Origin of the sequence: Halomonas maura (assembly GCF_030409305.1) — a bacterium.
Lineage (GTDB): Bacteria > Pseudomonadota > Gammaproteobacteria > Pseudomonadales > Halomonadaceae > Halomonas > Halomonas maura.
The window spans coordinates 421,776-428,397 of the sequence record NZ_JAUFPQ010000013.1 but is presented as its reverse complement, the minus strand read 5'-3'; the positions used below and the strand labels follow the sequence as shown (position 1 = coordinate 428,397).

The window sequence follows — 6,622 nt, the reverse complement described above, 5'->3', positions numbered from 1 at the left end:
CCCTACAGCTGCCCGGGCAACCGCCCCTCCAGCACCCTGCTGCTCGACGAGCTGACGCCGAGGAACCTCGGCGCACTGATCGCGCTCTACGAGCACAAGGTGTTCGTCCAGGGGGTGATCTGGAACATCAACTCCTTCGACCAATGGGGCGTGCAGCTCGGCAAGCGCATCGCCGGCGAGATCAGCAGCCGCATCGACGCGCACAGCCAGGACTTCGACGGCTCCACCCAGGGCCTGCTCACGCTGGTCCGCGCGCACTTCCCCGATCACGGCACCGCCACACGGGAGGCCCCGGCGCCCGAGGCCGGCAAGCCCAGGGGCAAGCGACGCAAGGCCTCTTCCTGAGCCGCCCTCATCGCGCGCCGCCCCCCGGCATCGCCTGGAGGGTCGGTGCGCGCAGACGCTTGTCGGATATTGCCTAGCGGGCCGGGCGCCCGACCCGCTGCCCCCACCAGGCGGCGGCGAGCCACAGCGGCACGCTGCCCAGGCCATAGACCAGGGCCAGCCAGGGGCGCGAGCTCTCCAGCAGGTACAGCGTCTCGAGCCCGAACAGCGAGAAGGTGGTGAAACCGCCGCAGAAGCCGGCGACCAGGAAGGGCTGCCAGCGGGCGGCGTGCCCGGTGATGTGATGGGAGGCCCGGGCGACGAAGGCCGCGATCAGCCAGGAACCGGCCAGGTTGACGGCCAGGGTGCCCCACAGGAAGGCACTGCCCAGCCACTGCAGCACACCCAGCGAGACCAGGTAGCGCAGCACCGCGCCCAGGCCACTGCCCACCCCCACCGCCAGATAGCCCTGCCAGCTGGTCATGGACCGCCTCCCGCCAGCCACCAGCCCGCGGCACCGGCGACCACCCCCAGCCCCAGGGTGGCCAGGCCATTGGCCAGGGCCGCCGCTGCGCGGCCTGCCTGCCACAGGCTGAGGGTCTGCAGGCTGAAGGAGGACACGGTGGTGAAGCCTCCCAGGCCTCCCACCGCCAGGCCCAGCCAGGCCGGCGAGTCGCCGGGCGGCCAGCCGAGCCGCGCGGCCAGCGCGCCGAGGGCCAGGGTTCCGCCCAGGTTGACCATCAGGGTGCCCCAGGGAAAGGCCCGGCCCAGCCATCGCGCGGCCAGCTCGGTCACGGCCAGGCGCGCCATGCCGCCCAGCGCTCCCCCCATCGCCACCAGTCCCAGGCTAGCCAGCCCCATGTCTCCGTCTCCCTGACGCCTTCGCGCCCATGCTAGTCGAGCCGCCGACCGGCCACAAAAAAAGCCACCCGAGGCCGGGTGGCGAGAGCTCATGCTTGCCTTGCAGGGGGGCATTCAGGCAATGCCCGCCGAAAATATGGCACAATCTCGCCGTCATGTACAATTCTCGTACACCCACCGGAATTCCCCGGGCCCGCCACCATCGACCATGTTAGCCTGACGACGGCTTCATCACCCCATCCACGCCCAGACACGGAGGCCCAAGCGTGCGCAACAGACGATTCCTCTCCCTGGCCACCGGCTGGCTGCTGGCCATCCTGATGCTGGCCGCCCTGCCGGCCATGGCCCAATCGACCGACGGGGAGGGCCAGGCCCCGGCCAATGCCACCCTGGCCAACCTCCTCGAGAACCCCGAGACCCGCCAGCAGCTGATCGACCAGTTGCGCGGGGCGGCCAGCGAATCGGGCGCCGAGCAGGCCGCGAGCGAGGCGGCGTCGCCGTCGCTGCCCCGCCAGTTGGCCGAGACCACCAGCCGCATCGTCGGCGAGCTGGGCAGCCAGCTCGGCCGGGTCCTCGACGCGGTGAGCGGCCTGTTCGAGGCCCCACCGGGTGCCTTCGACCTGTCCGCCTTCACCAGCGCGGCCATCAACCTGGGGCTGGTGATCCTCGCCACGCTCGCGCTGTTCCTCGCCGTTCGCCGCCTGGCCCGGCCCCTGTTCACCCGCCTGAGCCAGTGGTCGCTGACCGGCCGGGGCCTCCAGCCGCAGCTGCGCCTGGTGCTGTGCGTCGCCGTGGCGGCGCTGATCGATGTCCTGGTAGTCGCGCTGGCCTATGTCGGCGGCAACCTGGTCGCCACCTTCGCGGTGGGCGAGAGCGGTGAGCTGTCGACCCGCGCCTCGCTGTTCCTCAATGCCTTCCTGGTGATCGAGCTGCTCAAGGCCGCGGTGCGCATGCTCTTCGCCTCCCGCTACGAGGGCCTGCGTCTGCTGCCCATCGCCGCCGCCGACGCCTCCTACTGGAACCGCTGGATCGCGCGCCTGATCGGGCTGGCCGGCTATGGCCTGATGGTGGTGGTACCGCTGGTCAATGCCTACCTGTCGCCGGCCCTCGGCGAGGGGATCGGCACCCTGATCATGATCGGCGCCTATGTCTACGCCGTGGCCGTGGTGCTGCGCAACCGCACGCGGCTGCGCAGTGCCCTGAATGGCAAGGCCAACCAGACCACCATGGCCGCCAGCCGGGTGTCGCTGCAGCTGTTCGCCCGCACCTGGCACCTCTTCGCCCTGGCCTACTTCACCATGGTGCTGGTGCTGACCCTGACACGGCCGGAGGATGCCCTGCCCTTCGTGCTGTACGCCACCCTGCAGACCCTGGCCGCCGTGCTGGTGGGCATGCTGGTGTCGAGCTTCCTGACCCAGACCATCGGCCGGCGGATCCGCCTCTCCGACGACCTGCGCCGCAAGCTGCCGATGCTCGAGGCGCGCCTCAACCGCTACGTGCCCAACGCCCTGCGGGTCATCCGCATGGTGATCCTCGCCATCGTGGTGATGGTCGTGCTGAGTGCCTGGGGCGCCTTCGACCTGGGGGCCTGGTACGCCTCCGAGGCGGGACGCAGCCTGATCGGCAAGGGCGTGAGCGTGTTCATGATCCTGGTGATCGCCGCGGCGGTGTGGCTGGGCCTGGCCAGCCTGATCGAGCACAAGCTCAACCCCGAGACCGGGGGCGGCGTGCCCTCGGCCCGGGCCCAGACGCTGCTGTCGCTGTTCCGCAATGCCCTGGCCATCGCGCTGATCACCATGACGGCGATGATCGTGCTCGCCGAGATCGGCATCAACATCGGGCCGCTGATCGCCGGTGCCGGCGTGCTCGGCCTGGCCATCGGCTTCGGCGCCCAGAAGCTGGTGCAGGACATCATCACCGGGGTCTTCATCCAGGTGGAGAACGCCATGAACACCGGTGACGTGATCACCGTGGGGGGCGTCACCGGCGTCGCCGAGAAGCTCAGCATCCGCTCGGTGGGCATCCGCGACCTCAGCGGCACCTACCACATCGTGCCCTTCTCCAGCGTCGACACCGTCTCCAACTACATGCGCGACTTCGCCTACCACGTCGGGGAGTACGGTATCGCCTATCGCGAGAGCATCGACGAGGCGATCGAGGCCCTGCAGCAAGCCTTCGACGCGCTCCAGGAGGACGAGGAGTACAGGGCCTGCCTGCTCGAACCGCTGGAGGTCGCCGGGGTGATCGCGCTGGCCGACAGCTCCGTGAACATCCGCGTGCGCATCAAGACCACCCCGGGGGACCAGTGGGCCATCGGCCGCGCCTACAACCGCCTGGTCAAGCTGCACCTCGACGCGGCCGGCATCGAGATCCCCTTCCCCCATACCACCCTCTACTTCGGCGAGGACAAGGACGGCGGCGCCCCGCCGGCCAACGTGCGGGTCTTCCGCCAGCAGCCGCGCAAGCGCGCCGTCACCTCGACCGACGAGGAGCCCGCGGTGGCCGCCGACACCCAGGCCCCCCGCGAGGTCCACAACCTGGAGGACTACGACGGCGATTGACGCCGTCACCAACGCAAGAGGGGCTGCCGTTCGGCAGCCCCTCTTGCATGCGGGGTCGGGCTCGGGCGCCGCTCAGGACGCCGTCTTCGCCGGCGTGTCCTCCGGCTCGGTGGGCTGGGGCAGCGAGGGCAGCGACCGGTCGAGCAGCTCGACGCTCTGGCGGTAGTACAGCTGGCTCTTGTTGTGCTCGCCCAGGTTGGCATAGAGCCGGGCCAGCTCGGCGCAGACCACGCCACTGGGCCGCTGGCGCTGGCTGGTCTCGAAGTATTCCTGGGCCTTGCCCCAGTAGGCGTTGCGCAGCGAGAGCCGGCCCAGGGTGAGCAGCAGGTCCGGGTCGTTGGGCCGCTCCTGCAGCCACTTCTCGGCCACCACCAGCTGGCGCGCCGCATCCACCTCGAGCAGCCCGTAGCGCAGCACCAGGCGGCTGTCCCAGTGTTCCTTGAGGGAGTGGCGCAGCAGCCGCTCGGCGATGCCCTCCTCGTTGCCGCGCACCAGGGCCTCGGCATAGAGCACGATCAGGTCGACATTGCCGCGCAGGTGATCGGGCATGTCGGCCCAGAGGTTGCGCACCCGCTCGATGTCGCCGGGCTGACGGGCCTCCTGGGAGATCAGCTCGCGATAGGCGCGCTGCTCGAGCTGCTCGCGCTCCTCCCGGGAGATCAGGTGCTGTGCGCCGAGGCGCGGCATCAGCCGGCGCAGGCCGTCCCAGTCGCTGAGGCTGATATAGGCCTGCTTGAGCTGCTTGAGCACCTGGGGATGGTTGGGCAGGTGGCGGTCGAGGCGGGTGAGGATCGCCAGGGCCTCCTCGTACTGCTGTCGGTCCAGCATCAGCTGGGCCTGCATCAGGCCCACCGCGGTGTCGGCGCCCTCGGTGCTGAGGTGGGCACGCTTGAGCAGGGTGTCGGCCTGCTCGTAACGGCCCTGATAGTGGGCCGCCAGGGCGGCGGAGAGGTAGTTGACCAGCGGCGTGCTGGAATCGTCGGCGGCCTTGACCAGGGCCTTCTCGGCGCGCTTCCAGCGCCCCTCGGCCAGCGCCACCAGGCCGCGCACGGTGCGCCGCATGGCGGTGCGGTTACGCGAGCGGCTGTTCCACACCTTGAAGCGGGTCACCGGGCGCGACAGGCGCATCAGCAGCCGCAGGCCGAAATGCACCACCACGAAGGCCGCCAGCAGCAGCACCAGGCCGAACCAGAAGGAGGTCTGCATGGAAGTATCGCCCACGCGGACCAGCCAGTAGCCGGGCACCGACATCATCAGCTGGCCGAACAGGGCCCCGATCGCGAGGCCGAGGACCACGAGCAGGATCAGCTTTCTCATGCCTCATCTCCCTGGCCGCCGTTGCCGGCCTCGAAGCGGTGCTCGATGAAGCTCGCCAGCGCCTGCTGGGAGCCGCTGATGTCCGGCAGTTCCGGGCGGATGGCGCGTCCCTTGAGTTCCTCGAGCCGCGACAGCACCGCCTGGACGCCGCTGTCGCCGGTGTCGTAGTAGCCCTCGATCAGGGTCAAGGCCTTCTCGAGGCTGGCGTCATAGAGCGGCGGCTCCTCCTTGAGCAGCGCCAGCTGGGCCTGCTCCAGCACCAGGCGCACGCTCTGGCGCAGGTAGGACTCCTGCTCCGGCGAGATCAGCGCCTCGAGCGCCTCGTCGTGCTGGCGCACCGTGACCAGGTCCTTGAGCTCCGCGCCGAAGCGCGCCAACTGCGACTGCCAGCCGCCGGAGGGCGCCTCCTCGATGGTCGAGTTGGCGGCGATTTCCTCGATATCCTGGGCCAGCGGGCGACCGGCGATCTGCTCCTGCTGGGCGTTCAGCGCCAGGTAGAGCCCGGTGCGGTCGACGCGGGGCACGGATTCCAGCGCGGCCAGCTCGGAGGCGATCTCGCGGCGCACCGGCATCAGCGCCGGGTTGTCGGCCTCGCGCAACCGCTCGTCGGCGGTGCGCAGCAGGGCGGCGGCGCCCTGGACGTCGCGTTCCAGCTGCAGGCGCTGGTTGGCCAGGCGCAGCAGGTAGGCGGCCTCGGCATGCAGCCAGTCGCGCTCGTCGGTCTGCTGCTCGCTGGACAGCTCCCGGAGCACCTTGTCCAGGGTCTCGTCGACGTTCTGGCGATAGTCGGAGAAGTCGCTGCGCAGCGTGCCCACCGCCTCGTCCAGGGCGGCGTTGCGCTGCTGCTCGCCGCTCTCCAGGCGCCCCGCGAGGTCGTCCAGCGACGATTGGCTGGCCGCCTGCGCCGGCAGGGCGGCCAGGCGCTGCTGCTGGGCGTCCAGCTTCTGCCAGACCTGCCAGCCGAACAGCGCGCCGCCGGCGCCCAGCAGGATCACCAGGCCCAGGGCGACCGCCCCGGCCTTGCCGCCCTTGCCCGAGCCGCCCTGGCCGCCGCCTCCCGGGGTCCCGGCAGCGCCCTTGCCGGCGGACGCCGGCTGGCCCTTGGCGGTGGAGGCGGAAGCCGAGGCCTTGCCGGACGCGCCCCTGGTGCCGGTAGCGGCGCTGCCGGCGGCCTTGGTGGAAGACGCCGAGGCATCGGTCGCCTTGCCGGTATCGCCCTTGGCAGCGTCACCCTTGGCGGAGCTGTCCTTGGCGGGATCGGCGGCCTTGGCGGGATCGGCGGCCTTGGCCGCCGCGGCCGGCGTGTCGCCGGTCGGGGCGGCCTGGCCCTGGCTCGGGGACGTCGTCGAAGAGGACTTGGCGTCGGTCTTCGCCTCGGCGGCGGCGTGGTTCGCCGCCGGGCCGTTGCCCTTGCCGCGACGCCGCGAGCGGCGCGACGATGAGCCGCCGCCCTTGCCGGCCTCGGCGCCCGCTCCCGTCGTCGCCGCGCCGGCGCCGCCCTGGGCGTCGCCGGATGGCGTCTGCTGTTCGTCCTGATCGTGTTGTTGCTTGCTCATGTG

At 70.9% G+C, this 6,622-nt stretch carries 6 protein-coding genes; 2 read left to right on the top strand and 4 right to left on the bottom strand.

Annotated elements, in window-relative coordinates:
- Window positions 1–345, top strand: a 345-nt coding sequence (locus QWY76_RS08930) for a phosphoglucose isomerase-related protein (protein WP_494337406.1), incomplete at its 5' end; no start/stop codon positions are given.
- Window positions 346–418: 73 nt separating this feature from the next.
- On the opposite strand, the gene QWY76_RS08925 is transcribed toward QWY76_RS08930, so the two are convergent.
- The gene (locus QWY76_RS08925; RefSeq protein ID WP_290310783.1) at window positions 419–808 is read right to left on the bottom strand and encodes a fluoride efflux transporter FluC; all 390 of its coding nucleotides are present in this window, start codon (window positions 806–808) and stop codon (window positions 419–421) included.
- A complete protein-coding gene (locus tag QWY76_RS08920; protein ID WP_290310782.1) occupies window positions 805–1,185 on the bottom strand; it encodes a fluoride efflux transporter FluC in 381 nt (126 codons plus the stop codon). Before QWY76_RS08920 ends, QWY76_RS08925 begins: the two co-directional genes overlap by 4 nt.
- A gap of 320 nt (window positions 1,186–1,505) precedes the next feature.
- Here QWY76_RS08920 and ybiO point away from each other — a divergent pair, with 320 nt between their 5' ends.
- A complete protein-coding gene (gene ybiO / locus QWY76_RS08915; RefSeq protein ID WP_290310804.1) occupies window positions 1,506–3,746 on the top strand; it encodes a mechanosensitive channel protein in 2,241 nt (746 codons plus the stop codon).
- A gap of 72 nt (window positions 3,747–3,818) precedes the next feature.
- Here ybiO and QWY76_RS08910 read toward each other — a convergent pair whose 3' ends face one another.
- A complete protein-coding gene (locus tag QWY76_RS08910) occupies window positions 3,819–5,063 on the bottom strand; it encodes a heme biosynthesis HemY N-terminal domain-containing protein (protein WP_290310781.1) in 1,245 nt (414 codons plus the stop codon).
- Window positions 5,060–6,619 carry a uroporphyrinogen-III C-methyltransferase gene (locus QWY76_RS08905; RefSeq protein WP_290310780.1) on the bottom strand — a complete coding sequence of 520 codons (1,560 nt, stop codon included), beginning with the start codon at window positions 6,617–6,619 and terminating at the stop codon, window positions 5,060–5,062. Before QWY76_RS08905 ends, QWY76_RS08910 begins: the two co-directional genes overlap by 4 nt.
- Window positions 6,620–6,622: the final 3 nt, after the last annotated feature.

Bases quoted from the DNA above. Each gene is read 5' to 3' on its own strand.
- QWY76_RS08920 (WP_290310782.1), bottom strand. From the start codon at position 1,185: ATGGGGCTGGCTAGCCTGGGACTGGTGGCGATGGGGGGAGCGCTGGGC.
- QWY76_RS08905 (WP_290310780.1), bottom strand. From the start codon at position 6,619: ATGAGCAAGCAACAACACGATCAGGACGAACAGCAGACGCCATCCGGC.
- QWY76_RS08925 (WP_290310783.1), bottom strand. From the start codon at position 808: ATGACCAGCTGGCAGGGCTATCTGGCGGTGGGGGTGGGCAGTGGCCTG.
- ybiO (WP_290310804.1), top strand. From the start codon at position 1,506: ATGCTGGCCGCCCTGCCGGCCATGGCCCAATCGACCGACGGGGAGGGC.
- QWY76_RS08910 (WP_290310781.1), bottom strand. From the start codon at position 5,063: ATGAGAAAGCTGATCCTGCTCGTGGTCCTCGGCCTCGCGATCGGGGCC.